The sequence below is a fragment of the Phosphitispora fastidiosa genome (genome assembly GCF_019008365.1).
In the GTDB taxonomy this organism is placed as follows: domain Bacteria; phylum Bacillota; class Thermincolia; order Thermincolales; family UBA2595; genus Phosphitispora; species Phosphitispora fastidiosa.
Genome location: NZ_JAHHUL010000003.1, coordinates 264,667 through 288,867, shown reverse-complemented (window position 1 = coordinate 288,867; position 24,201 = coordinate 264,667). Strand labels below are relative to the sequence as shown.

Below are 24,201 nucleotides of genomic sequence, written 5' to 3'. Positions count from 1 at the left end.
CATCCTTTCACACACAATCTTGTGGCTCACTTTATCAGCGCCGTCAACCGTCAATGTACGATAACCTGGGCTGGCCTGCTGCCGCCTCCACCCATCATGCCCCCGCCGAACATACTCCTGGTCCCGTCTGCATTGGTACTTCTGGCTACATTAGGAATGGTCACGATGTCTCCCTCCTGAAGGCCTGAGGTGATCTCTATCATAGTTTCATTATATAATCCAGTTTCCACCGGCTTCATACTGCCCTGTTGGTTTCCGCCTGCCGCCTTGCCACCAGCTCCATCTCCACCTGAATTCATACCGGTTCCTGCACCTGAATTCATACCGGTTCCTGCACCTGAATCCCTGGCGGTTCCCGCACCTTGTCCGTCATTCCCATCACCGGCCATAATCACAAACTTTCGACCTTGTCTCTCCTGAACAGCCTCAATAGGCAGCAGGAGTACTCCCTCCTTGGCGGCAACCAGGATTTCGACATTTGCCGTCATATTCTCCTTGAGCCCAGTGGGTTGATCGATGCTTACGGTTACATCAAAACTGGCCACCCCGTTTTGCTCTGTCCCCTTGGTGGCAATTTCGGCCACAGTACCCTGAAAACTCTTATCAGGAAGAGCATCGGCAGTTACCGTCGCCGCCTGCCCCACCTCTACCTTACTGATGTCCACTTCATCCACCGGAACAGTTACCGTCATCCCGGCGCCGGTGATGTCTGCCAGAATCTGACCGGGGGAAACCTCATCACCCACCTGCCAGTAATCCTGACCTATTGTTCCCGAACCAGATGAACTGTTGGAACTGCTGCCGGTCCCTTCCGAATCAAACTGTGCCAAACCCAGGTCGGCTACGCCGTCAATAGAGGCATATACCTTACAGTCTGCCAGCTTGGTTCTCAGGGTCTCCAGATTGAGTCTGGCCTGTTCAAGCCTGATCTGCTGCGAAGTGACCTGTTTATCTGTACTCTCACTGCTTATGTAAGATAGCTTCTGTCCCTTTTTCACATATTCCTTTTCATCAACATAGAGCTCCTGAACCGTCCCTGAGACCCCTGCTCTCACAGAAGCAGTCTCCGCCCATTCAATTACCCCCATTTGATAGCCGGACTCCTGTCCGTTACCGGTATAAATCACCGCCTGGGCTTCCAGCCCCGGGGCCAGTGTTCCCGGGTTATTTACCTCTATCGTGATGTCATAAAGCTTTGAACCATCGGTGCCTGCGGTTCCCCCGTAGTCAACTTCCTGCACCCTGCCCTCAAGGGTCCACATTAAGGCCGGAATCGTCACATCAACTTTCTGGCCCCGTTTTATATTGTTTAGCTGGGCGCTGTTTACCGGAACCTTATAAATGAGTTTAGAGGTATCTGTGATCACGATAATTACTGAGCCCTTCTGCACATCCTGGCCTTTTTCCATCTCAATAGCGGTAACCTGACCACTGATAGGCGCAGCGACATTCTGCTCCCTGCTGTCACCAATACTGGAGCTGTAATCGAGCTCAGTCTGCTTCAAATCCAGCTCAGACTTCCTTAAATCAGTCCGGAGGCCGTCATTGTTCAATTCAAATAACAAATCACCCTTTTTCACCTGCTGCCCATTTTTAAAATTGATACCGGTAATGGTGCCGCTTACATTTGGGGTAACCTTAGCGGACCGGGTAGGCTTTATGGAACCGGTCCCGGATACCGTAACTTCTATAGCCCCTTTTTGCACCGGTATAGTTGCTGCTTGAACAGCAGCGGTTTCTTCGCTGCCAAAAAAACGTGTCCCCAGGTATCCTGCCAAAACAATACCACAACTGATCCCAACTGCCAATTTCCACTTGCCCTTAATCAAATTCAAAATTTTAACCAACACTGTGTAACTCTCCTCCCCAAACATAGGATTTCATGATGCCCTGTCAAGCAGTATCCGCTTCATGTCAAGCAGTATCTACTTCAAACCAAAATTCGACTCCGTTATCTCTGTTGGTAACACCAAAACCATTGTTGTGCAGTTCCATAATTGCCTTGACAACAGAAAGCCCCAGACCGGTACCGCCATAAGTACGGGTTCTGGCTTTATCAACCTTATAAAAACTGCTCCAGACTTTATCAAGGGCTTCTTCCGGAATACCTTTTCCGGAATTAAATACCGTTACCCTCACTTTATCGCCATAACCCGCAGCGGTAATCCTGATTATCCCTGTATCATCAACATGATTTATCGCATTATTAAGGTAGTTTACCAAAACCTGTTCTATTCTTACCTTATCCCCGTTTACAGTAAGACTGCCGCTTTTGTCAACTTCTGTATGAATACCTTTCTCCTGCAGTACCGGCTGGTGTTTTTCCAGGACACGCTCTACCAGCAGCGAAATATCAAAATCGCTTTTTTCCAGCTTAAAGTATCCTGACTCTATCTGGGATAAGTCCAGCAGATCTTTCACCAGGGTATTCATTTTACCGGTTTCATCCATTATAACCTCACAGTAGAAATCCCGGTTTTCCTCATCCTCGTTGACATTAAGCTTAAGCCCTTCCGCATAGCCCTGAATTAAAGCTATCGGGGTTTTTAGTTCGTGAGACACACTGGAGATAAAATCCTTCCTCATCTTATCAATCATGCGTTCCCGCTCAATATCTTCCGTTAGTTTATCATTGGCATTCTGTAATTCGGAAATCGCCTTATCCAACTGGTCGGAAAGAGAGTTTATACTGCTGCCTAACTGCCCTATTTCATCATCTGAATTAACCGGATACTTCCTGCTGAAGTCAAGGACCGACATTCTCCGGGCAATATCACTTAGGTCCAGGATTGGTTTCGTAAACCTCCCGGCAAACAAATAGACGGCAATCCCTCCCAGAACCGCTGTCACAATGCCGGTTAACAGCAGGAACCTGTTGGCGATGACAACACTTTCGTTGATAGCTGCAATAGGTGTACTGAGGACTAAAATTTCCCTGTTATCCATTTTGGAGGCCAAAACCAGGAATTTCGTTTCCAGCCTGGGGTCGGTAACCACATTTGTGAAGTAGTCTCCCACAGCCAGACCCTGCAGGTCATTTTGTACAGGATGCGGCAGGGGCAGTCGCTCTCCCAGGATTCTTCTGTGGCCGGCATCAAAGATCCTTATTGTCGAATTGTACTTAAATTCATAAATATCAGGCCCAACAATATAAATGCTTAAGCCTTTATTCCGCTCCAGGTTCTCCAGTTCAAAGGAAATATTCCCGGGATCGCCCTGGTATATTTCTACAATCCTGTCTCTACTCTCCAGAAGTGCTTCTCTCTTTTGCCACACATAAAATTTTCCCAGGAACAGCGAGTTCAACAGAAGTGTAGCAGCCACGAAAAATATGATCAGTAGGGTTATGCTGAAAAAGAGTCTGGTCCTTACCGATACCTTCATTTCTTCACCTCAAATCTGTAACCCAACCCCCTGACTGTTTGAATAAGATCGCTCTTCGGACCCAATTTCAACCGCAGCTTTTTGATATGAGTATCAACGGTCCTGGCATCTCCATAATAGTCGTAATCCCACACTGCATTCAATATCTGGTCCCTGCTTAGGGCTCTCCCCGCATTTTCAGTTATATAAAGCAGCAGCTCAAATTCTTTGGGACTCATTTCTACTTTTGTCCCATCTATATATACACGTCTTCCTTTCGTGTCAATCTCCAGTCCGTCAAACTCCTTGACATCCTTATCGTCATCTTCCACCCGGCGCAGCAGGGCATTTACCCTGGCAGACAGTATCTTCAGACTGAAAGGTTTGGAAATATACTCATCTGCTCCCAGGTCAAATCCGAACAGTTCATCAGACTCTTGACCCCTTGCAGTCAGCATAATGATTGGGACGCGAGACAGCCTCCTGATTTCCCGGCAAACTGTCCATCCGTCATATCCGGGCATCATTACATCCAGAACAACCAAATCGATGTCAGGATTATCATTAAAGCGTTCCAGGGCCTGAATCCCATCTACAGCTTCGATTACTACTGCCCCGTCTTTTTTTAGAAAATCGCCGACCAGCCTTCTCATCCTGTCCTCATCATCAGCAATCAGTATTTTCCTAACACCCATGTTTTCCACTCCTGGTGAAGACTCATCTTAATAATTTAGTTTAACTTATATTTGTGTCCATTTTGTGAACAAACCCTAAAGATGGAGGGACATTATTTATCATCATATTTTGGCGATATATTATGAGAGTGACAGATATAAATATCTGCCACTCCTGCAGCTTTGCAGCCAAACTAAAACCGCCCTTAGACTTTCCGGTTACCGGCCGCCTCTGTGACCTTTGCCGCGCGGCAGTACCTCTCTGATAGCATCAGCCTGTTCCTGGGTGATAACACCATCTGTAACCAGCTGATTTAATGGATTAATCTTCTCTTTGTTATCAATCAAATATTCGCGGCGCTCTTCAGGGGTCATGTCCTTTGTTTTCTCAAACAGGGCCTCATGGTTTTTCCGGATTTCATCAAACCGGTTAACAACCATGTCGGCCTGTTTCTGTGTTATAGCGCCCTTTTCCACGATAGCCTTCAAACCGTCCTGCATATCCTGATGCTGTTTTGCAACTACGGCTTCCTTCATGGCGGTTCTGATGGCATCAGCCTGTTCCTGAGTGATTATTTTGTTTTCAACCAGCTGTGTGAACAGGTCCTGTCTTACTGTAGGTCTTACTGCCGAATCATCTTTTTTGCGTTCTTCCCATAGGGCCTTGCGTTCTTCAGGAGTGAGTTTCTTTATTTCTTCAAACTGTGCCTGCCTTTCAGCATCTGTCTTCTCAATAAATGCCGTTATTTCATCTGCTTTGCCCTGGTCAATTGTCCCCTGTTTTACCATTTGTTCCAGAACTGCCTGTAACTCTTCCCGCCTGTCCCCAATATAAAGGCGTTTGCCCTGGAAAATACCTTTCTTCCCTTGCATCATTTTTCCTGCAAAATGTTCACCTATAGATGTTTGTTCCTTGGTACTACCGGTATCATCGGCAAAAGCCATCCCGCCTGAGAGAAGCATTCCGCCAACTACGACCCCGGCTAACCCTCTCTTTAAGGTTTTCTTGTACTTCATTGTGTTTCTCCTCCCATTATTTTTTTGGTCTACGGGACTTAGTATACGCAATGTTTATGTCCATATTGTGAACACTAGGTGAAAGTTTGTGAATACTTACGGTCATGTCCAAAAATTTTTTACCTAAAAACACAAAAAATGAAGGTGGCACAGGTTTCTACATAACCAAACCGGGCTAATGCTGCAAAAATATCCTGGTATTTCAAACTGATGTTGTTGTAACCACAGTTCCATTCCATTTGAAAAATTGTGAGGCGTAACATATTCAAAGCAAATGTGAAGAAATGTAAAGGTCCAGGCACAAAGCCCCGGACCTTTGCATAGTGGTATTCCTGGTATACACAAAAAGGACACTCCCCTAAGGAAATGCCCTTTGAATATTTGTCCTGACTACTTGCGGACGACATTGGCGGCCTGAGGACCGCGATTACCTTCAACGATGTCAAATGATACTTCCTGACCTTCGTCAAGAGTCTTAAACCCATCGCTCTGAATAGCTGAAAAATGAACGAACACATCGCCGCCTTCTTCAGCCTCGATAAAACCAAAACCCTTTTCAGCATTAAACCATTTTACTTTACCTTCCATTTTAAAACCTCCTTTAAACAGACTGATCAAAAAGTTAAAACTCAAAATCTTTTTGCCCAACCCTGAGTAGAGGCCAAAAATGGTTTTGCGTTTTCAACCCTTTAACACGTGAATTAACAATAACATATCGTGGCAAAAATTGCAAGTTTTTCTGAATAAAAAACTTCTGCTTCACTTACTGCTTATTCACTTACTGCTTATTCACTTACTGGTTTCTATTGACAGGCGGCACTCTCTGTGCTAACATTAATTTAAAGTTATTTAGATGTTTATCTAATTATTTAAACGTCTAAACAAGGGAGGGGTGAGGCAATGGATAAAGCATTTAAAGCTCTGTCGGATAAAACACGCCGTAAAATACTTAGAGACCTTAGGGAACGGGATCTGTCTGCCGGAGAAATTGCCGACCGTTTTGATATCAGCAAACCAAGCATCAGTCATCACCTGGATGCCTTAAAAAATGCCGGGCTGGTATTAAGCGAAAAACAGGGTCAGCACGTAATTTATTCACTCAATACATCTGTTTTTCAGGATGTGATGGCTTGGTTTCTGGAATTTAAGGAATAATATTAAAGGAGGCGGTTTAATGAAACTCAGTAAGACTGTTATTGCATTAATTCTGTTATCTATCATTGCTACTCTGTTTATCTACCAGAGTTTGCCGGATACCATCCCCCTGCACTGGAACATTAAAGGTGAAGTTGATAATACCGGGGGCAAAAATTTCGTGTTTGTCACTGCACTTTTACCACTAGCTCTTTACCTGTTAATGAAGTTTGCTCCTAAAATTGACCCTAAAAAGGCATCATATGACAAACACATGGGAAGTTATCAAATTATTACCATCAGTGTTGTCCTGATGATGATTGGAATCCACTGGGTCTCAATTGTGGCGGCCATGGGATACAATATTGATGTCGGCATGTTTGTTAAAATTGGAGTAGGCCTGCTGTTTATTGTCCTGGGCAATGTAATGCCCAAGTTGAGACATAATTATTTTGTGGGAATTAGGACTCCCTGGACCCTTGCCAACGAAGACAATTGGAGAAAAACCCACAGGTTCGGTGGATACGCCTTCGTTTTGGCAGGTCTGACCTTCTTTGTATCTGGCTTTTTCCATTCAGCAGCCAGTGCATACATCACCTTTGGCATAACTATTGCCCTTCTGATATCAATATTGGTTTATTCCTACGTGGCATTTAAAAAAGCGGTCTAGACTGAAAAGCCTTGATAGAAAAACCCGGACAGAAAAACCCGCATGCATACCAAAACATGCGGGTTTTTTTTAATACAGAGGCGCCAGGAAATTCAGGCTCCCAGGTTTGATGTTGACTTCCAGTCTGTCAGTTTTGTATATTTCTCCGTCAGTGTGAGCATATTCAGGCTTGTCGGAATGGAGGGAAAAACTTTTCCCCCGCCAAACACTTACTGCAGGGTGATTTAAATGGCTCCCGCTGAAAAGCATTGGAAATGCTTTCAGCAGCTCAAGGCGGGAAACCTCACCTATCACAACCAGGTCCAGCAGCCCGTCATCAGGAATCGCCGGAGGCGCCAGCCTAAGTCCGCCGCCAATAAAAACACTATTGGCAAAGGCAGCTAATATCACTTTTTGTTTTATCCGGACACCATCCACCACTATTTCCGCTTCTACCGGGCTCAGATCCTTGAGGCATGAAGCAACGGCAGCCAGGTAAGCCGGCTTTCCGGTCAGGAACCCTACCCCTGTATTCACTTTATAGCCGACCCGGGCATCAAAGCCAAAACCCGCCTGGTTTATAAAATACCTGCCATTCACCATACCCAGGTCTAACTGTCTGGCGGTAAAGGTCAGAAAACCTGCCGCCCATTCCGAACTCCTGCGCGGTATTCCCAACCCCCGGGCCAGGTCATTTCCCGTGCCAAACGGGGCCAGGGCAACTTTAATCTCACTGCCGGCGGCAGCCCCTGCTATCTCGTTTAGAGTGCCATCCCCGCCTGCTGCAATAATTGTGTCAGCCCCCTGGGCAATTAGCTGTCTGGTCAGCCGGGCGGCATCACCCGGCCCGGTAGTAGTCAGAGTATCTATAATGCGGCCGCGGGCGGCAAGGTCGTTCCGGGCCTGCTTCCACTTGTGCGGAGCAGTGCCCCGACCTGCCGCTGGGTTCAAAATGCATACTGCTTCCATTACTGTTTGCTCCCCTGACATGATGTGAATTATTGACTATATACCTGTCACTTCTCTATATTCGACGGCCCATCACAACTTCCTCCATCACCAGAGGTTGTTGGCTATCGGTAAAATAAATTTAGCTGTCAAGAATAAAATTATTTTTGACGATAATAAAAGTGTTGGTAATTATTCTATAAAGGGAGGTTTTTCATTGTTTCGTCCTGATTCTGTACTTAAACTTAAATTTACCGCCGCAGCTTTCGCCGGAAGGCAGCTTTCGGTATACCGCAGCCTGCAAAACGAATCTAGCTTCGGTTCATTCATGCACCTTATTGATGTGGTCAATATGGAAGACCCCGGACCCGAAAAGCTGCTGGAGGCTTATTACGATCTGGTTCATAATCTCCTGGGAATCGATGTCCCAGCCTCATTTAGCGGTAATACCTGGCAGTATTTTCTGGCGGATTTTATCCTCAGGGATGAAAACCCGTTCAGTCGGATAGCTGAATCGGTTCCCTTTGACAAAATCGACGCCGGCCTGAAGCTGGCGGCAGGCGCAGACCTGGCTAACCTGTACAGTCTTGCCGCAATGGACCCGAGAACCATCCGCCACATGGTGAAAAACAGGATTCGGGACCAGATATCCGGTTTCACAGATATTCCTTCCCTGAATATGCTGCCCGGCTGGGATAAAACCGACCCCAACACGGAAACTACACCTGATGTAAATTCTACACCTGATGACACCCCGGAGTTGGTCAGCAGGCTGGCCGTTTCCGAGGACTGGCAGTCACTCCTGCCTGACCTGGCTGATTTTTACCGGAAGAATGGGGCCGGAATTTTCGGCAGTTACCATGCCCTCAGGTGGGTCCGCAGCAAAGGGACCGGCTGGTTCCAGGGCATTGTAGAGCCTGATCCGGTTACCTTTGCCAACCTTTTCGGGTATCGCAGTGAAAGGAAAATCATTATTAATAATACCGAAAAACTTCTCCAGGGGCTGCCTGCCAATAACATTCTGCTATACGGTGACCGCGGCACCGGAAAATCGTCCTCGGTTAAAGCCCTGCTGCACCGTTTTGGTTCCATGGGCCTGCGCCTTGTAGAAGTTTCCAAACAGGAGTTGGCTGACTTCCCCAAAATAATACACTTTCTCAGACAACGGGTGCAAAAGTTTATTATATTTATTGATGACCTTTCTTTTGAAGAAAATGACTCCGAGTACAAATACCTGAAAGCGCTCCTGGAAGGAGGACTGGAAGCCAAACCGCAAAATGTGCTGATCTATGCCACCTCCAACAGGAGACATTTGATAAAAGAGAGGTTTAGTGACAGGGAGGCTGCGGCCTCAAGTGATGAAAAGCGGCTTCAGGATACCCTGCAAGAAAAACTTTCGCTGGCAGACAGGTTCGGAATTACAGTTACCTTTACCTCACCTGCCCAGGCAGAGTACCTGGCAATTGTAGATGGCCTCACCAAACAGGCCGGAATCAACATTCCTAAAGAAGAGCTGCATCGCCAGGCGATTCAGTGGGAATTGCGCTATAATGGCCGTTCCGGGAGGACAGCGCGCCAGTTTGTGGACTGGCTGGCCGGGGAGAAAAAGAAGCGGATTTTTTAGGTTAATTTCTCAGCAGGGTCAGTTCCTTTGCACTTAGTTCCCTTACAGCTCCCGGCGCCAGGGATTCATCCAGGCTGAGGCTGCCCATGGCGGTTCTCTTAAGGTAAACAACAGGCAGCCCAAGGGCTCCAAACATCCGCTTTACCTGATGATACTTTCCTTCGTGGATGATAACCTCTGCTTCGGAAACATCATCTGAGTGCAATACGGTCATCCTGGATGGCATTGTCTTGTACCCGTCATCCAGAACAATACCTTTAGCGAAACGTTTTTCGTGGCCCTCCGTTAACCTGCCTTTGACTTTAACGAAATATGTCTTGGGGACATGTTTTTTTGGCGCCAGGAGTTCATGGGTCAGTTTACCGTCATTGGTAAGGATGAGGAGTCCCTCTGTATCCTTGTCCAGCCTGCCGACCGGAAACAATTCAAAGTGTCTGAAGCGGTCAGGGACAAGTTCAACAACTGTAGCCTCTTTTGAGTCAACAGTTGCCGACACACAGCCCGCAGGCTTATTCAGCATGAGATAGACATACTCCCGGTATTCAACCACAACCCCATCAAACGTAACCGTGTCATTTCCAAGATGTACATGAAGTGAGCTGTCCGAGACCGTTGTGCCATTAACGGCAACTTTACCCTCCCGGACAGTTTTCTTTATTTCCTTTCTGGAACCCAGGCCCGCATTGGCCAATAACTTATCTAACCGTATTTTATCTTTCACCACTGCCTCCATATTAACCATCTAAGGTTTTTCTGCGCCCAGGGTCTTCACCCAGAGCCTTTTATTTTTTCCCCGGTATGGCTCCGAAAATGACCGCGGCATATGGTGAGGTGTTGTACAAGTTTTTCCTTGCAGTGCCGTCGTGAGAAATCTTTCCGCAGTTCCGCTAAGCGAAGCCATGGACCGGAGCCACGGAAGGCGGAGCCCGCCATTGAGGCAGGAGCCGAATTGGCGGGTTTAGTCCATGGCTTCGCCAGGAACAAGGTTAGATTTCTCTCGCGGCACTGTGGAAAATCGGTGCAACAACTCACCATATGCTATACCCGGTCATTTCCGGAGCCTATCCCATCCAGCGCCAGCCGACGGGATAATAGTTGTTCAGCATATCCTGGAACTGTTTGGCCCACCCCAGTGGGAAACCGTCAACACACACCATGCGCCAGCCGCGCTCTCCGGTAATATTGAGTGTTTCACCCTTGAGGTATCTGATGACCTCCTCTGAGCCGGCAGCAAAATCCAGGGCCTGCCTGGCATCTTCCTTCCTTAGCGCCAGCGCCAGGGGCGCCACCGGCTTGAATCTCCTTTTCCGTACTTCCCCGATGAACCATCCCGGCCTTAATACCTTTAGACCTTTGAGGTCAGGCAGCCCCGGCGGAATCACATAAAGACGGCTATGATGCTGTACCAGCCCCCTCTCAAATGGCGGAATGTTCATGGCATGTTCAAAAAAGGCCAGGTAAGCCTCCAGATTTTCCGGCAAAGGGGGCTCAGGCACATATTCGGTAAACCCGGTCTCTTCACCGTCCCTTTTCCTCAGCAGGGCTACAAAATGCCCCTCTCCCTTTATCCGGTGCGGCCAAAGACGGATGGTTTTCGATACCTTTTCCCCGGCCCCTGCCCATTGCGGCTGTCCGGGTGCGGCGCCGGGAACGGTATATATACCCTCAGGCTCAAATTCGGGATAGAGCTTCACCAGGAAATCAATGATACCCTCATTTTCTTCGGGAGCAAAGGTGCAGGTGGAATAAACCAGCGCCCCTCCCGGTTTTAACATCTCAGCGGCAAACCTGATGATGCCCTTCTGCATCTGAACACACCGTTCCACGGAGAACTCACCCCAGCTCTTGAGCGAACCGGGGTCTTTGCGAAACATCCCTTCACCGGAACAGGGCGCATCAACCACAATCTTATCAAAATAGCCTTTAAACCTTTCTGCCATCCGTGAAGGTATTTCATTTAGAATAATATAGTTTTTGACCCCGCACAGCTCCATATTGCGGACCATTCCCTTGAGCCGCTCCCCACTGATATCATTGGCTACCAGGACCCCTGCCCCGGCCAGGCGGGCAGCAATATGTGTTGATTTGCCCCCCGGTGCGGCACACAGGTCAAGTACCCGGTCACCGGGTTGGGGATTCAGGACTGAAACAGGGACCATGGCGCTGGGCTCCTGGATATAATAAAGGCCCGCATGGTAATAGGGGTGTTTTGCCGGCCTGTCGTCACTGTCTGTGTAGAAACCCTCCCTTGTCCAGGGCACAGGTTCCAGGGCAAAGGGAGAAATCTCCCGGAACTTTTCCACAGATACCTTCAGTGTGTTCACCCGCAGCCCATGATATCTGGGCTGGTCGTAAGATGCCAGGAAATCCTCCAACTCATCTCCCAGCATATTTTTCATCCGCTTTAAAAATTCCTCAGGAAGCTTCATAACTTTCCACCTTCATATTCGTAATGCCGTAAATCTAATTATAGCAAATAATTCCTCTCGAATGCAAAACAAAACTCTCGAATGTAAAACAAAAATTGAATCCGGTTCACACTAAAAAAGCGCCCCCGACTACTTCAATTCCCTCCGTCTCCTTTAACCGGCCTATCAGGTTAAAGAGGGCCCGGTCCTTATTCTTGGCCTCTACCATTATATCTATATCCCTGCCAAACTCACGGGCAGTTATTAGAAACCTGTAAAAAGAGTCAAAGTCAATATCATCCGCATGAGCCCTGCAGTTCTTCTCACTCCTGGGGCTGGAAAAGTGCAGCTTTGGCACTCGCTCACCCCAGGTATTATATACCCTTTGCATAATATCAGCAAGATCCTCCCCCTTGTTGCAGCACATATGATGGTGTACATCCAGCACCATGGGGATATTCAGCTCCCCACAGATATCCAGTACCTCTGCTGCCCCATATGTCTTATCATCATTTTCCAGGAGGAGCCGCTTCCGGATACCATCGGGAAGTTTTCGGAAATTATCCGCGAACCGTTTTACAGACTGCTCCCGGGAACTATACATGCCACCTACATGCATTACCATTTCCGCATTATCAAGACCCATCGCCTGAAATACCTTTTCATGGTAATCCAGGTCCCGGAGAGAAGCTGCGATAACTTCCTTCCGGGGGCTGTTAATAAGGGTAAAGTGGTCCGGGTGAGAACTAAGGCGCATTTTATTTTCTCTTGCTATTGACCCTATTTTGGCAAATTCGTCCTGAAGGTCGGCAATATAGTCCCATCCGGCGGTCAGCGGATGGGTTGCCAGCGGGACCAGTTTGGAGGTAATCCGGAACAGGTGGACTCCATTTGCAGCATTGTAATACAGCAGCCTGGCCAGGTTATTCAGGTTTTCGGCTGTAATCCTGCGCAGCCTGCCGATGCGGGCCTCCTCCCCCGCAATGTGTTCATAAGTTTTTACGGTAATGGTCTTGGAGGACGAACAGTTCTCCAGTTCCATCGACATAGCCACATAACCCAATCTTACCAGCACATCTTCACCCCGTTCATTCTGCCTTTTTTCATTAATGTTCCCTGGCAGCCAAAAACTTTATCCTGATTAGGAAACAAAAAAGCCGCCAAACAATTAAAAAGAGACCGCCGGTCAAACGGCAGCCCCTAGATAAATGAATCTGTCCCTTATTTAATTGTACCCGCAAATCTTTTCCGCAAATTTGCTTCCACATAATTATTGACTGAATTGATCCGCTAATTGTTCCGAATTATTCTTGGGAAACAATTTCCTTTTCCGGGGCTATGGGTTCACCTGTATAGCCATGACCCCAGATGGCTTCCTCTTTCTGGCCTTCAATCAGGAACTGTACCTTCTCTACCTCCGGCAGCTGTGCCAGGGTATGGGCTACCGACTGTGAGGTCATCCTCTCACCTGTGCTGCCGCCCCAGTGCTTTGTTTGCATCTCCCGGGAAAAGTTCACAAAAGCAACCCCATCCACAACTTCAACGGAAATAAGCTTAGCCTCTTCAGGGATAGTCCGGTGCAATCCTTCAGTCCGGGGTCCCTCAATCAACTGCTCGACAAGCAGGTCTGCAAGAGGTTTACCGCCCTTTTCTACTGTGCGTTTTTCCGGTTTCAGGTACATGGCCTGGTCATCACTGAAATACAGGGTTATTTCGACCTGTTCCTCAGTGGGCTGTGGGCTTACCGGAGGAGTTTCAGAATTGTCCTGTTCCTCAACACGCGGTTGCTCCTGTCCCACATCCTTCTTATCCTGGCTGCCTGTCAGGCCGCAGCCAATGACAAATACAAGCAGCACAGCCAGGGCTGTTAACAGAAAATATCTGTTCCCTCTCATCGCATTCCACCTCATCCTGTTCACCTCCCTTTACATTTTCTTTACATTTTCTTCATTTGTTTTCTCACTATAAATATACCGCTTATTAATTACACAGAGATGACGAAGTTGTTACAAATGTTTTAAGTTAATTTTGGCAATCCAATTGTGAATATGGTCTCTCCTCCTGGTTCGCTGTCAACCACCACGCCACCACCATGGAGCTCCACTATTTCCTTAACAATTGCCAGCCCCAGGCCCCAGCCGCCGGTCCCCCGTGACCGGGCTTTGTCAACACGGTAAAACCGCTCGAAAATATGAGGTATCTCCTCTGACGGAATGCCCGCTCCCCTGTTGGATACATAGAAGTGAAGCCTTTCATCCTGCACCCTGAATCCAAGGGTTACCTTTTCACCTGCAGGGGAATACTTCACCGCATTGTCAACCAGGTTAACCAGGACCCTGAATATCTTTTCCCCATCCAGCTGCCAGTATATGTCCCCCGGATGAACGGTCTTTATTTCTACTCCCTTAGACCGGGCTGTGGGGGCAGCGGCCTTCCGGACCGCTTCCGCAATTTCACCCACAGAGGTATTTTCAATTTTAAGCTGCCTCCGGTTTCCTTCTAACCGGCTGAGTACCAGCAGATCCTCCACCAGATTCTTAAGTCTGCCTGCCTCAAACCGCAGATCCTTCACCATTTCGTGATACTCCTCGGGGGAACACGCCTCCTTTCGGGGGCATGAATCCAACAGGGCTGTTATAGCTGCAACCGGGCTTTTTAATTCGTGGGAGGCATCGGCAACAAAACGCTTCCGAATATTGTCCTCAGCCTGTATTTTGGTACTCATATCGTTAAATACCCTTGTCAGTTCCCCAAATTCGTCATTTCCGGGAGGTGTCTTTATCCGGTATCCGTAATCTCCCGACCCAATCCTCCCGGCAGCGACAATAAGCCTCTTTACCGGCCTGGTAAGAAACGTACCCATAAACAGGCTGATCACAAAAACAACCGCCCCGCTGGCAGCCGAAAACCACAAGAGCCTGGCCCTGATTTCATCAAGACGGGCCACCATTGGGTTAAGGTCGGCAGACACAAAAACAGCGCCGATAACCTGTTTGCCTGAATATACCGGGACGGCCAGGTACAGGACCCAGCCGTACTCCGCTTCCCGGTAAGGGGCAGCAGTATTTTTCCCTTCTAATGCACTTAATATCTCCGGGTGACCCAGGGCCCGGCCCCGAAAATCCCCGGCCGAATCAGCCATAACCAATCCTGTCCGGTCAAGTATCAGAAAACGGCAGCCTACCCTTTCGGCCTGATTCCTGGCCAGGTAATTCAGGTAGGGCCTCTGCTCCCGGTCCCGAAGATATGGCGCTGAACTGTTGGCGAGAATATTGGCATGAGTAAAAAGCGCCGCCTTTTTTTCGTCAAGAAAACTCCGCTGAAAAAAATCCATAGTAAAATAACCAAAGGCAGCAACTGACAGAACTATAAGTACCAGGTAGGTAAAACCCAGTTTGAGTCCCAGTTTTAGGCGCATCCGCACATCTCCTAATCAGTCTTCCTCACTGAAATAATAACCCACACCCCATTTGGTCTGAATATATTGCGGCTTTCCAGGTTCAGGTTCGATTTTTTCCCTTAGTCTCCTTATATGGACATCAACGGTACGGTCTTCCCCGATATAGTCATAACCCCAGATATCCTCCAGAAGCTTTTCCCTGGTAAAGACCCTGCCCGGCGCGCCGGCCAGGTGCAGCAACAGCTCAAATTCCCTGCCGGTTAGGTCAACTTCCCTTCCGCCGGCTGAGACCTTCCTTTTAGAAATATCAATGATTATTCCTCCGCGAACCAGCTGCCCGGACCCTTTTCCCGGTTCATGTGTGGAACGCCGGAGGACCGCCTTAATGCGGGCCAGCAGTTCCCTGAAGTTAAACGGTTTGGCCAGGTAATCATCTGCCCCCATTTCCAGGCCGATGATTTTGTCAATATCATCACCCCTGGCAGTAAGCATAATAATGGGTACCTCGAACTGAGACCGAATCTCCCGGCACAGGGTCAGGCCATCCACCCCGGGGAGCATAACATCAAGAATTATCAGGTCAAACCGGTTTTTCCTGACCATCTCCCTGGCAGCCTCACCGTCAAATACCGCCTCAGTCAGGTAACCTTCATTATTCAGGCTCTTGGCCAGGCCTTTCACTAAAAGCTTTTCATCATCAACAATCAGGATTTTTACAGGCATGATATCCCCCCGTCCTCACGGTAGTTATTCGTATTATACCACAGTATTTGGACGGTAAGCCGCAATGAAAGGTTCTCAGCAAACAAAAATCCTGCCCGGTGTTCTTCCAGGCAGGATTAATTGGTAAGGGACAATCATGAAATTAAAGTCCCAATATCTCTTCGATGTCTCTTTTGATTTCACCTTTATCGGAAACCCGATCATGCCTTACAGGCTTGGCATCAAGTTGCTGCAGTCCCCGGTGGATTTCCATCCCGGTAAGCTGTTCCAGTTCCCGCAGAATTTCAAATTCATCTTTACCGGTATCGGCCTCCGGCCCTCTTAAAGCCTTCAGTACCGCGCGGTTAAACTTAAAGGGACTTGCTGTCGCGTCCAGGACAGTTACAGTTCTGTCACCGGTCCGCCGGACATAGTCTTCATAGACCTTAACCCCTACGGCAGTATGGGTATCAACTGTATAGCCATAATTTTCGAAGACAGTTTTTATGGTTTCCAGAGTCTCCTCCTCACCTGCATAGCCGGCGCACAGGATATGCCCTGTTTCCCTGCGGGTATTTTCATCAACTTGAAATTGCCCCTCTGTATTCAACTGCCCCAGCCATTCACTGATTTTTCTCCCGTCATGGCCGGTCACTTCAAACAAAAAGCGTTCCAGGTTGCTTGATATCAGGATATCCATGGAAGGGCTGACTGTTTTGATAAATTCCCGTTTACGGTCATACTTCCCTGTAGCAAAGAAATCGGTCAGCACCCTGTTTTCATTTGAGGCGCAAATTAGTTTATTAACCGGAAGCCCCATTCTGAAGGCATAATAACCGGCCAGGATGTTGCCGAAATTTCCGGTGGGGACCACAAAATTGACCTTGTCCCCTTGTGAAACAGCCTCTTTGCCAACCAGATCAAGGTAGGCCCAGAAGTAATACACAATCTGAGGAAGCAGTCGTCCCCAATTAATTGAATTGGCAGAAGACAATTCATATCCCTTTTCAGCCAGGAACCTGTTGTAGGCCTCATCCCCGAAAACCTGTTTCACGGCATTCTGACAGTCGTCGAAATTACCCCTGACTGCCACCACAAATGTATTGTCACCATCAGTGGTGGTCATTTGGAGTTCCTGTACCCTGCTGACACCGCCATGTGGATAAAATACTATAATCTTTATCCCCGGAACATTTTTAAATCCTTCCAAGGCGGCTTTGCCGGTATCTCCTGATGTCGCCACCAGGATAACTGTCTCCCTCTCTGCCCCCAGTTTCCTGATTGCCTGAGACAGGAAATGTGGCATAATCTGCAGGGCCATATCCTTAAAGGCTGCAGTGGGGCCGTGCCAAAGCTCAAGAATATAGGAACTGTCACCAAGTTTACTTAGCGGCGCCATATCCGGATGGTCAAAATTGCTGTCATTATAGGCTCTTTGAATACACTCATCAATCTCCTCGGGAAGATAATCTGTCAGGAACAACCCCAGTATCTCCCGGGCTACTTCCCGGTAACCCTGCCCCACCAGCCCAACAAGTTTTTCAGCATCTATAAGCGGGATTTGTTCAGGGACAAATAAACCTCCCGAAGGCACCATGCCAAGTTTAATGGCTTCTGCAGAGTTAACGCGGTTGAAATTAGCTCTTGTACTGACGTACTTCATAAAAATTCTCCTTCATTTATTGTATCTCCTAATTATAAAGCATCCCGGACAAGTGTTCAACATTAATAAGTCAACATTGACAAAAGCGCTGTCTAAAGGTAAAATTTACTATATACCCCTATAGGGTATATAGTAAATTTTACAGGGAGGTTACTTATGATAAGGTCCGATTTCCTGGAAACTATCGAAGAGTACGAGTCACAATTAAAAAAGTACAGCCTTGACCTCAGGTACAAAATCGTGCTAAATATAGGCGGTCATTTACTGGAATGGCCTCTTGCGGGAAACCGTCTTAAAGACCTTTCTTTTACGGGAAGGATACACCTCTGCTGGGACAATAAAGAGGCAGGAATTTATTATTGGATAGGTAACTTAAGTCCTCACCAGCAAACCATTAATGAACTCCTGGTTGACAACCTGATAACCAAAATCCGGCTCCTGGAAAAGAACTATCATAATCTCAACTGCGGCATGGGGGTACTGAACAGCGCCGTCAAAGCAATTGAAGCCAAAGACAGGTATACCAGGGGACACTCGGACCGGGTGGCTGCCCTGTCTCTGAAGATAGCAGAAACTCTGGACGAGGCAGGACTCCTGGACCCGGAATGTTCAGCCCGGGACATAGAAATTGCAGCCAAACTTCATGATATCGGGAAAATAGGGATAAGTGAATTAATCCTAACTAAGACGGGGCCGCTGACCATGCAGGAAATCCAGCATATCCGGCAGCATCCTGCCATGGGGGCCGCCATTCTGACCCCTCTGGCAATATTTGAACACCTGATACCGGCTATTCGCCATCACCATGAAAGATTTGACGGAAACGGCTACCCTGATGAACTCCGGGGTCCGGAAATCCCTCTAATTTCCAGAATCATCAGTGTGGCAGATACCTTTGATGCCCTTACCTCAAACCGGCCTTACCGTAAAGCCATGGCTCCCCAAACAGCCCTTGCAGAAGTCAGAAGAGTCAGTGGCATCCAGCTTGACCCGGACATAGCCGGTGCTTTTCTGTCAATTCCCCTCACATTTTCTTCATAAACAGTTCACAAACTGTTTATAATCTCAACAAGGAATCACCACAAATATCAGTTACTATATAACCAGAGGCCGGTACAAAAAAAGAAAGGATGATTGTAATGAATATCAAAAAAACCTTGGGAGGTACAGCAGCGGTCCTGGCGCTTGGGGGAATGCTCGTCTTCGGGCAGCCATTCACACTACCTGATGCCAATGCCGCAACAGCCGAACCCGCTGCCACTCAGACAGCAAATGTTTATGGCCCGGGCGCAGGGCTCGGCCGGGTATATGGGAACATGATGGATTCTGTCAGCAAACTGCTTGGGATGGAGCCCGCAGAAGTAAGGACTGAACGACAGAGCGGCAAATCTCTGAGCCAAATTGCAGAAAGCAAAGGTGTTACCGAGGACAAATTGGTTGACAGCATTGTGGAACAGAGAAAATCCCAGCTTGATCAGAGTGTTGCCAATGGGACCATCTCACAGGAACAGGCTGAGTATTGTGAGGAAAACATGGAACAAAGAGTAACAGAAAGTGTTGCACGAACCACTGTGGGACCGCGTGACGGCAGAGGTGGCAAAGGAATGGGCAGAGCCGCCGGAATAGGCCAGAGTATGGGCCGTGGTATGGGAATGGGCAGAGCCGCCGGAATGGGCGCAGCCATAGGTTATGGACAATAGCCTGAACCAATAACATACTTATATTGAAAAAACTCCACCGGTTCGCAGCCTGCCGCCAGGCAGACGCTCCCTCCGGTGGAGTTTCACTTTCTTTTTACCGGCCCTATTTGCCGCCCTTTGCAGGGCTTGGGGTCTTGACCACCAGGATTTCAAGATACTCTCCCTCAGAAGCATGAACTGAATGGGGAATATCCTTAGGACTTATGACAATATCTGTCGCCTCAACAACTGCAGCTTCATCCCCGACAACTATTTTCCCTTTTCCCCTGACGACATAGAAAAACACATCAACCGGAGTTACGTGAGTATCCACAACTTCCCCGGCTTTAAGCAGCAGATTCATAATATTTACGTGTTCAGATTCATATACCTTTCTTCCGGTCACCCCCCGCGGAGTTGCTGCCTTTGTCAGGTCTTCAAGCTTAATTACCTGCATATGTATCCCTTCCTTTCTTCTTCCCATTTTGTTTTTTCGCTTTTACTTTCACACTATTGTACACCTTATTTTTCTCCGGTTCGTTGATTTGTATCACATAAATACACCCGAAAAATCACCAATATCTGAAGGAAAAAGAATATAACCTGTTGAAATCTATTAGATAACTTCAAAGGATGTTTCCAGACTCCTGGGGTAAACTGGAGGAATTAAGAAATGAAACTCCGAAAAATTTTAAAATTCTGTGCTGCAGCCGCTATTTTGGTGATCACCTTTGCCTTATACTCCAATCTCGCCATATATATATCTGGAAAGTCCGGTGTCCAAACGGTAACAAACAGCCCGGAGGCAGATGCAGCTATTGTGCTGGGCGCCCGGGTTTACAAAAGCGGATCCCTGTCCCCGGTACTTGCTGACCGCCTTGCTACAGGAATCGAACTGTACACTGAAGGTAAGGTTAAAAAGCTCCTCCTGACAGGTGACCACGGTCAGACAACTTATGATGAGGTCAACAATATGCGCCTCTATGCCCTGGAGCAGGGCGTTCCTGAAGAAGACATTTTCATGGATCATGCCGGTTTCAGCACTTATGAAAGTATGTACCGGGCCAGAGACGTATTTAAAGTAAAAAAAGCTATTATCGTTACACAGGAATTCCATCTCCCCAGGGCGTTGTACCTGGCCAGATCACTCGGTCTTAAAGCTTCAGGGGTAAAAGCAGATAAAAGGGAATATTTAGGTGAAGACTATTTAAGGCTGCGCGAACTCCTGGCAAATACTAAGGCAGCCGCACAGCTGGCTATTCATGACCGGCCTACATATCTTGGTCCCGAAATACCCATCTGGGGTGACGGACGAGCCACCAAAGACACTAAAATATGACTCAGTGCTGGCAGGTAGGACAGAAGTATGTCCACCTGCCATTCAGTTTTGTTTCACCAATCGGATTCCCGCAGACGCTGCACGGTTCCCCTCCCATTATCGATAGCTTCCCTCAATATCCGGGGAATCACCCCCCATAGCCTCTCCAGCCCGTCCGGACCAATTTCAGCAATTTTTTTGGCCGGGAGTATCCCAAAAAATCATTAACCTATTGACCAACGTTTACATAATATATTAGAGGAAGATAGCAGGATATTTCCCCCTGCCCGAACATATAATTTACCGACCCCCTTCTTTTAGGCTGACTACTATCCATAAAGTAGGTGAGTATTGTGACTGACCGGGAATTTTTTACCTTCCGTGAATATATGAAAAAGGATGAAGGCCCGCTGACAGCCTCAATGGAAGATTACCTGGAGATGATTTACCGGCTTTCAGAGACTTCGGGTTTTACCAGGATTCAGGACCTGGCAGCGGCTCTGAATGTGCAGCCGCCCTCAGCCACCAAAATGGTGCAGAAGCTTGCCGATATTAATCTCGTCAACTATAAAAAATATGGTATCATTTTACTAAATGATGCCGGTCAAAAAAAAGGCAGGGCCCTCCTGGACCGTCACCGAACCATAGAAGAATTCCTGCTCCTGCTGGGGCTTGAGGAAGGTGTACTGGAAGAAACCGAAAAAATCGAGCATACTATTGGTCCCCAGACCCTTATGTGTATTGCCGGTTTTGTCAGTTTTTTTAAATCGCGCCAGGATTTCATAGATGCTTATCATATGTATCGCAAGCCGGAACAGGAACCCCCCTAAAGGCTCCTGTTCAGATTATTGACAAACCTCATGTTTTTCAAGTATTAAAAAGTAATATGGACAGGGGTAGATGAATTCCTCCGGCGGGGCCCCCAATCCGTTACCGAAACCCCGGCCTTTCGGTAAGGCCGCCGTTTCGACGGATTGGGGGGACCCCCGACATCTCCGCCGGCAGCAGCTCCCGCTCTGCGGGTCGCTGGCCGGTCGGACGACAGACTCCGCCATCCGGAACACATCTACCCCTGTCTTATAACATTTCAAGCTCAAAATTACCAGGTTTGCCAGCATCCAGAAAAGGAACTCCCCTAAAGGCTCCTGACCGAATACGATACCACCGCACGGTACTCGCAGCCGGGTTTCACCCTGACAGCCCTGCCCCTGTTCAGATCATAATTGCTTCCCATCCATGGTTCCAGACACAGGAACTCCCTGTCCCGCAGCGCCCACAGAACAATATACCTGAAAGCATCATCATACCTGACAGTAACCCGGAAGCCGTCGCTTCTGTCAAACCAGGCCTCATTTGCCTGCAGACCGCCAAAGACCAGGTTCGTTTCCGGAACAGAGTTAAAATCCGGAATCCCATGAAACACCTGAGTTGCCCCTTTTTTAATATCATCACAGCTTTTCGCCGGAATGTACAGCTTAACGGCCTTTACCCCCGGAGCATAAAAATACGGGTGGAAGCCGGCATAAAAAGGCATGTCTGTATCTGAGCAGTTAATGTACTTCTGCTCAATGGTAACAGTCCCTTCTGTTATAAAGTAAGCAAACTCCAGCCTGAAATCAAAGGGGTAGACCTTCCGGGTTGCTTCACTGCTTTCCAGGGACAGCTTAATCCTGGCGCTGTCCCTAAGGCATTCGGGCTCCTCAGCCTGCCACGGAAGATTCCTGGCGAGACCATGCTGCTTCATTTCATACTCCCGGCCGTTATCCAGGGTATACCTGCCATTCTCCAAAGGACCACAGATGGGAAAAAGAACCGGATTACCCCCGCGGACATTTTTGGCATTGTCATATAGAGTGCTGCTGTCCAGGTAAAAAAGCGGCACATCTCCCATAAAGTACTCCGTCAGCATCCCTCCCCTTCCGGGGATAAACCTGGCTGTGATGCCATTATCACTGAAAATCTCGCAGATTTCCAAACCTTTTTCAACAAGTCTCCTGAAGCTGAACAAACAAAACACCTCCCCCAAAATATTTTGCCTTAAAATTAGCCTCCCGATAAGTTATAATTATTAATTGGGTGGATTTTTATTATATACTTGTTTAATTGGGTGGATTTTTATTATATCATTTAAGGAGTGACCCTATGAATTCCTTTAAAACTATAATCCCTGTCCCTTATTATGAACTTAACAACCACCGCGAAGCCTCACCTGTGGCAGTCCTGAACTACCTTGAGGAGACCGCCATCAGGCACTCTGATACAGTCGGCTGCGGAATCGACCGGCTGCAGAAGGATAATAAGGGCTGGGTACTTACCCGCTGGTCGGTAAAAATAGAAAAATACCCGTCACGGAATGAAACTGCAGTTATTGAAACCTGGCCATCAAGCTTCCATCGTTTTTACGCCACCAGGGAATTCAGGATTACCGGGGCCGGAGAGTCTCTGCTGGGCAGGGCCACATCCCTGTGGGTTTTTCTGGATCTAAACCGGAAACGTCCGGTAAGGATACCGGACTTTATCCAAAATGCCTATGGGGCAAACCCGGACCGCATGATTGATGACGATTTCTCCGATATCCCTGAATTGGACAAGCCTGAAGGCAGTCTTTCCTTTAGGGTCAGGTTGAGCGATATTGATTCCAACGACCATGTTAATAATACCCGCTATGTTGAATGGATGCTGGAAGCAGCGCCCCTTTGCCTGCACAGGGACTTTCGTTTGTCCACTATGGAAATCGCCTATAAAAAAGAAACCGGCTATGGCTCCTCAGTGCTTTCCGAATATGCCACAGCCGAATCCTCCGAGGCAGGGGAAACCCTGCTGCACCGTATTCTTGACTCCGATACCGGCGCGGAACTGGTCAGGGCACGGACCGTATGGCTGCCCAGAAGTTAACCCGCGGCGCTTCAGCCACGGGTTTGGTGATTCGGAAAATTCCCTAAAAGTCTTTTACTGTAACCTTGTCCATCTTGTCACCGGCTCTGAGCTGGATAACTGCATCCATGCCCCCGACTACCTGGCCAAAAACCGTATACTGCCCATCAAGGAACGGTGTTTCCTCAAGAGTAATATAAAACTGGCTACCGGCAGAGTCCAGGTCACCTTCCTTGCGGGCCATGGCCACAGCCCCTTTAAGGTGCTTGTGGGAATTAATCTCAGCCTTGATGGTATACCCGGGACCGCCCCTCCCGTTACCCTCGGGGTCTCCCCCCTGAATTACGAAATCGGGCTCATAGCGATGAAAAGTAAGGCTGTCATAAAAACCCTTTTCGGCAAGCTTCTTAAAGTTTTCCACCGTGTTGGGAGCTTCATCCTTAAACAGCTCAATATATATCTTGCCATATTTTGTTTCAATAATACCTACTCTCTTACCCTCCAGGACTGATTCGTCAAAAGGAGCGCTTTCCTGATTTTCACCATCCTGCTGTCCGGTTTGGGCCTGCTGTCCGGTTTGGTCCGTTTGCCCTGAAGTGTCGGCAGCCTTTTCCGTGTTCCCTCCACAGCCGGTGACAGCCAGGAGCAGTACCATAATAATTGCTGTGAATACCGCTGTCCGCTTGGTCATTTTTCCTGTTCACTCTCCCTTTTATTTATACAATTATTGGTGGCTAAAATGCTGCCC

General features: G+C 48.0%; 25 protein-coding genes. 8 read left to right on the top strand and 17 right to left on the bottom strand.

What is annotated here, in order from left to right; all coding sequences use genetic code 11:
* Window positions 1-50 precede the first annotated feature (50 nt).
* The 5 genes from Ga0451573_RS05315 to Ga0451573_RS05295 all read right to left on the bottom strand — a co-directional run bounded on the left by Ga0451573_RS05315 (window position 51) and on the right by Ga0451573_RS05295 (window position 5,642).
* The gene (locus Ga0451573_RS05315) at window positions 51-1,850 is read right to left on the bottom strand and encodes an efflux RND transporter periplasmic adaptor subunit (RefSeq protein WP_231682848.1); all 1,800 of its coding nucleotides are present in this window, start codon (window positions 1,848-1,850) and stop codon (window positions 51-53) included.
* Between the two features lie 64 nt (window positions 1,851-1,914).
* Window positions 1,915-3,384, bottom strand: coding sequence for a sensor histidine kinase (locus Ga0451573_RS05310; protein WP_231682847.1), 1,470 nt, complete (start codon window positions 3,382-3,384; stop codon window positions 1,915-1,917).
* Complete coding sequence (locus Ga0451573_RS05305) at window positions 3,381-4,058, bottom strand: response regulator transcription factor (protein ID WP_231682846.1); 678 nt, start codon at window positions 4,056-4,058, stop codon at window positions 3,381-3,383. The genes Ga0451573_RS05310 and Ga0451573_RS05305 overlap by 4 nt, the downstream gene beginning before the upstream one ends.
* 198 nt (window positions 4,059-4,256) lie before the next feature.
* Complete coding sequence (locus tag Ga0451573_RS05300) at window positions 4,257-5,054, bottom strand: putative porin (RefSeq protein WP_231682845.1); 798 nt, start codon at window positions 5,052-5,054, stop codon at window positions 4,257-4,259.
* A gap of 390 nt (window positions 5,055-5,444) precedes the next feature.
* The gene (locus Ga0451573_RS05295) at window positions 5,445-5,642 is read right to left on the bottom strand and encodes a cold shock domain-containing protein (RefSeq protein ID WP_231682844.1); all 198 of its coding nucleotides are present in this window, start codon (window positions 5,640-5,642) and stop codon (window positions 5,445-5,447) included.
* A gap of 312 nt (window positions 5,643-5,954) precedes the next feature.
* Here Ga0451573_RS05295 and Ga0451573_RS05290 point away from each other — a divergent pair, with 312 nt between their 5' ends.
* Together Ga0451573_RS05290 and Ga0451573_RS05285 are read left to right on the top strand one after the other, a co-directional pair.
* A complete protein-coding gene (locus tag Ga0451573_RS05290) occupies window positions 5,955-6,209 on the top strand; it encodes an autorepressor SdpR family transcription factor (protein WP_231682843.1) in 255 nt (84 codons plus the stop codon).
* Between the two features lie 19 nt (window positions 6,210-6,228).
* Complete coding sequence (locus Ga0451573_RS05285; protein WP_231682842.1) at window positions 6,229-6,858, top strand: SdpI family protein; 630 nt, start codon at window positions 6,229-6,231, stop codon at window positions 6,856-6,858.
* Window positions 6,859-6,927: 69 nt separating this feature from the next.
* On the opposite strand, the gene Ga0451573_RS05280 is transcribed toward Ga0451573_RS05285, so the two are convergent.
* A complete protein-coding gene (locus tag Ga0451573_RS05280) occupies window positions 6,928-7,806 on the bottom strand; it encodes a diacylglycerol/lipid kinase family protein (RefSeq protein ID WP_231682841.1) in 879 nt (292 codons plus the stop codon).
* A gap of 196 nt (window positions 7,807-8,002) precedes the next feature.
* Here Ga0451573_RS05280 and Ga0451573_RS05275 point away from each other — a divergent pair, with 196 nt between their 5' ends.
* Entirely contained in the window at window positions 8,003-9,409 is a 1,407-nt protein-coding gene (locus tag Ga0451573_RS05275; protein ID WP_231682840.1) for an ATP-binding protein, read from the top strand.
* A gap of 1 nt (window position 9,410) precedes the next feature.
* Here Ga0451573_RS05275 and Ga0451573_RS05270 read toward each other — a convergent pair whose 3' ends face one another.
* From Ga0451573_RS05270 to thrC, 7 genes are all read right to left on the bottom strand, one after another.
* Window positions 9,411-10,130 carry a pseudouridine synthase gene (locus tag Ga0451573_RS05270; protein ID WP_231682839.1) on the bottom strand — a complete coding sequence of 240 codons (720 nt, stop codon included), beginning with the start codon at window positions 10,128-10,130 and terminating at the stop codon, window positions 9,411-9,413.
* 340 nt (window positions 10,131-10,470) lie between these two features.
* Window positions 10,471-11,838 (bottom strand): RsmB/NOP family class I SAM-dependent RNA methyltransferase, encoded by a 1,368-nt coding sequence (locus Ga0451573_RS05265; RefSeq protein ID WP_231682838.1) that lies wholly within the window; start codon window positions 11,836-11,838, stop codon window positions 10,471-10,473.
* Between the two features lie 106 nt (window positions 11,839-11,944).
* A complete protein-coding gene (gene uvsE, locus Ga0451573_RS05260) occupies window positions 11,945-12,892 on the bottom strand; it encodes a UV DNA damage repair endonuclease UvsE (RefSeq protein WP_231682837.1) in 948 nt (315 codons plus the stop codon).
* Between the two features lie 229 nt (window positions 12,893-13,121).
* The gene (locus Ga0451573_RS05255) at window positions 13,122-13,727 is read right to left on the bottom strand and encodes a GerMN domain-containing protein (protein WP_231682836.1); all 606 of its coding nucleotides are present in this window, start codon (window positions 13,725-13,727) and stop codon (window positions 13,122-13,124) included.
* Between the two features lie 107 nt (window positions 13,728-13,834).
* Window positions 13,835-15,235, bottom strand: coding sequence for a sensor histidine kinase (locus Ga0451573_RS05250; protein WP_231682835.1), 1,401 nt, complete (start codon window positions 15,233-15,235; stop codon window positions 13,835-13,837).
* A 15-nt stretch (window positions 15,236-15,250) separates the two neighbouring features.
* Window positions 15,251-15,940 (bottom strand): response regulator transcription factor, encoded by a 690-nt coding sequence (locus tag Ga0451573_RS05245; protein WP_231682834.1) that lies wholly within the window; start codon window positions 15,938-15,940, stop codon window positions 15,251-15,253.
* A gap of 142 nt (window positions 15,941-16,082) precedes the next feature.
* The gene (gene thrC / locus Ga0451573_RS05240; RefSeq protein WP_231682833.1) at window positions 16,083-17,582 is read right to left on the bottom strand and encodes a threonine synthase; all 1,500 of its coding nucleotides are present in this window, start codon (window positions 17,580-17,582) and stop codon (window positions 16,083-16,085) included.
* Window positions 17,583-17,738: 156 nt separating this feature from the next.
* Here thrC and Ga0451573_RS05235 point away from each other — a divergent pair, with 156 nt between their 5' ends.
* Both Ga0451573_RS05235 and Ga0451573_RS05230 read left to right on the top strand, forming a co-directional pair.
* Window positions 17,739-18,623 carry an HD-GYP domain-containing protein gene (locus tag Ga0451573_RS05235; RefSeq protein WP_231682832.1) on the top strand — a complete coding sequence of 295 codons (885 nt, stop codon included), beginning with the start codon at window positions 17,739-17,741 and terminating at the stop codon, window positions 18,621-18,623.
* Window positions 18,624-18,721: 98 nt separating this feature from the next.
* Complete coding sequence (locus Ga0451573_RS05230; RefSeq protein ID WP_231682831.1) at window positions 18,722-19,282, top strand: hypothetical protein; 561 nt, start codon at window positions 18,722-18,724, stop codon at window positions 19,280-19,282.
* A 103-nt stretch (window positions 19,283-19,385) separates the two neighbouring features.
* On the opposite strand, the gene Ga0451573_RS05225 is transcribed toward Ga0451573_RS05230, so the two are convergent.
* The gene (locus Ga0451573_RS05225; protein ID WP_231682830.1) at window positions 19,386-19,718 is read right to left on the bottom strand and encodes a cupin domain-containing protein; all 333 of its coding nucleotides are present in this window, start codon (window positions 19,716-19,718) and stop codon (window positions 19,386-19,388) included.
* A gap of 216 nt (window positions 19,719-19,934) precedes the next feature.
* On the opposite strand from Ga0451573_RS05225, the gene Ga0451573_RS05220 reads away from it, so the two are divergent.
* Complete coding sequence (locus Ga0451573_RS05220) at window positions 19,935-20,600, top strand: SanA/YdcF family protein (RefSeq protein ID WP_231682829.1); 666 nt, start codon at window positions 19,935-19,937, stop codon at window positions 20,598-20,600.
* 1 nt (window position 20,601) lies between these two features.
* Here Ga0451573_RS05220 and Ga0451573_RS20220 read toward each other — a convergent pair whose 3' ends face one another.
* Window positions 20,602-20,697: a zinc finger domain-containing protein gene (locus Ga0451573_RS20220; RefSeq protein ID WP_353740063.1), complete on the bottom strand. Its 96-nt coding sequence runs from the start codon at window positions 20,695-20,697 to the stop codon at window positions 20,602-20,604.
* Between the two features lie 235 nt (window positions 20,698-20,932).
* Between Ga0451573_RS20220 and Ga0451573_RS05215 the strand changes: the two genes are divergently transcribed.
* Window positions 20,933-21,409, top strand: a complete 477-nt coding sequence (locus Ga0451573_RS05215) for a metal-dependent transcriptional regulator (protein ID WP_231682828.1) — start codon at window positions 20,933-20,935, stop codon at window positions 21,407-21,409.
* Window positions 21,410-21,714: 305 nt separating this feature from the next.
* On the opposite strand, the gene Ga0451573_RS05210 is transcribed toward Ga0451573_RS05215, so the two are convergent.
* Window positions 21,715-22,587 (bottom strand): aldose epimerase family protein, encoded by an 873-nt coding sequence (locus Ga0451573_RS05210; protein WP_231682827.1) that lies wholly within the window; start codon window positions 22,585-22,587, stop codon window positions 21,715-21,717.
* 134 nt (window positions 22,588-22,721) lie between these two features.
* Here Ga0451573_RS05210 and Ga0451573_RS05205 point away from each other — a divergent pair, with 134 nt between their 5' ends.
* Window positions 22,722-23,474 (top strand): acyl-[acyl-carrier-protein] thioesterase, encoded by a 753-nt coding sequence (locus Ga0451573_RS05205; protein ID WP_231682826.1) that lies wholly within the window; start codon window positions 22,722-22,724, stop codon window positions 23,472-23,474.
* 43 nt (window positions 23,475-23,517) lie between these two features.
* On the opposite strand, the gene Ga0451573_RS05200 is transcribed toward Ga0451573_RS05205, so the two are convergent.
* A complete protein-coding gene (locus Ga0451573_RS05200) occupies window positions 23,518-24,144 on the bottom strand; it encodes a peptidylprolyl isomerase (protein ID WP_331459380.1) in 627 nt (208 codons plus the stop codon).
* Between the last annotated feature and the right edge of the window lie 57 nt (window positions 24,145-24,201).

Coding starts and splice junctions, on each gene's coding strand:
- Ga0451573_RS05280 (WP_231682841.1), bottom strand. CDS start 7,806: ATGGAAGCAGTATGCATTTTGAACCCAGCGGCAGGTCGGGGCACTGCT.
- Ga0451573_RS05310 (WP_231682847.1), bottom strand. CDS start 3,384: ATGAAGGTATCGGTAAGGACCAGACTCTTTTTCAGCATAACCCTACTG.
- Ga0451573_RS05300 (WP_231682845.1), bottom strand. CDS start 5,054: ATGAAGTACAAGAAAACCTTAAAGAGAGGGTTAGCCGGGGTCGTAGTT.
- Ga0451573_RS05220 (WP_231682829.1), top strand. CDS start 19,935: ATGAAACTCCGAAAAATTTTAAAATTCTGTGCTGCAGCCGCTATTTTG.
- Ga0451573_RS05225 (WP_231682830.1), bottom strand. CDS start 19,718: ATGCAGGTAATTAAGCTTGAAGACCTGACAAAGGCAGCAACTCCGCGG.
- thrC (WP_231682833.1), bottom strand. CDS start 17,582: ATGAAGTACGTCAGTACAAGAGCTAATTTCAACCGCGTTAACTCTGCA.
- Ga0451573_RS05205 (WP_231682826.1), top strand. CDS start 22,722: ATGAATTCCTTTAAAACTATAATCCCTGTCCCTTATTATGAACTTAAC.
- Ga0451573_RS05200 (WP_331459380.1), bottom strand. CDS start 24,144: ATGACCAAGCGGACAGCGGTATTCACAGCAATTATTATGGTACTGCTC.
- Ga0451573_RS05235 (WP_231682832.1), top strand. CDS start 17,739: ATGATAAGGTCCGATTTCCTGGAAACTATCGAAGAGTACGAGTCACAA.
- Ga0451573_RS05255 (WP_231682836.1), bottom strand. CDS start 13,727: ATGAGGTGGAATGCGATGAGAGGGAACAGATATTTTCTGTTAACAGCC.
- Ga0451573_RS05245 (WP_231682834.1), bottom strand. CDS start 15,940: ATGCCTGTAAAAATCCTGATTGTTGATGATGAAAAGCTTTTAGTGAAA.
- Ga0451573_RS05230 (WP_231682831.1), top strand. CDS start 18,722: ATGAATATCAAAAAAACCTTGGGAGGTACAGCAGCGGTCCTGGCGCTT.
- Ga0451573_RS05305 (WP_231682846.1), bottom strand. CDS start 4,058: ATGGGTGTTAGGAAAATACTGATTGCTGATGATGAGGACAGGATGAGA.
- Ga0451573_RS05295 (WP_231682844.1), bottom strand. CDS start 5,642: ATGGAAGGTAAAGTAAAATGGTTTAATGCTGAAAAGGGTTTTGGTTTT.
- Ga0451573_RS05250 (WP_231682835.1), bottom strand. CDS start 15,235: ATGCGCCTAAAACTGGGACTCAAACTGGGTTTTACCTACCTGGTACTT.
- Ga0451573_RS05290 (WP_231682843.1), top strand. CDS start 5,955: ATGGATAAAGCATTTAAAGCTCTGTCGGATAAAACACGCCGTAAAATA.
- Ga0451573_RS05285 (WP_231682842.1), top strand. CDS start 6,229: ATGAAACTCAGTAAGACTGTTATTGCATTAATTCTGTTATCTATCATT.
- Ga0451573_RS20220 (WP_353740063.1), bottom strand. CDS start 20,697: ATGGGAGGGGAACCGTGCAGCGTCTGCGGGAATCCGATTGGTGAAACA.
- Ga0451573_RS05265 (WP_231682838.1), bottom strand. CDS start 11,838: ATGAAGCTTCCTGAGGAATTTTTAAAGCGGATGAAAAATATGCTGGGA.